Origin of the sequence: Mediterraneibacter sp. 210702-DFI.5.30 (genome assembly GCF_020560115.1) — a bacterium.
Lineage (GTDB): Bacteria > Bacillota > Clostridia > Lachnospirales > Lachnospiraceae > Mediterraneibacter > Mediterraneibacter faecis.
Genome location: NZ_JAJCME010000085.1, coordinates 1 through 267, shown reverse-complemented (window position 1 = coordinate 267; position 267 = coordinate 1). Strand labels below are relative to the sequence as shown.

Genomic DNA, 267 nt, shown 5'->3' with positions numbered 1-267 from the left:
ATGGCATGATGGCATCACGATATTTTTGAAACACCTCCGCTAATGACGAGTCCTGCTCGGTCAGGTTCTCATGCTGAGTCATCAGCCGGTGCACCTTAACGATAAACTGAAAGTCGCGCGGCACCTCAGTCAGCCATTTCTGAACGGTTGCCGATCTAGGCAAAGCATAGAAAAACGTATCGATTTCAACGGTCGGAAAATGCTGAGCATATTCATTAAGCGTTGTTGTCTGCCGTTGACCATCAATCAGCGCGGGATGCTCTGACC

General features: G+C 49.1%; 1 protein-coding gene. It reads right to left on the bottom strand.

What is annotated here, in order from left to right; genetic code table 11:
* Nucleotides 1-267, bottom strand: a 267-nt coding sequence (locus tag LI126_RS14780; RefSeq protein ID WP_227165687.1) for a DUF72 domain-containing protein, incomplete at both ends; no start/stop codon positions are given.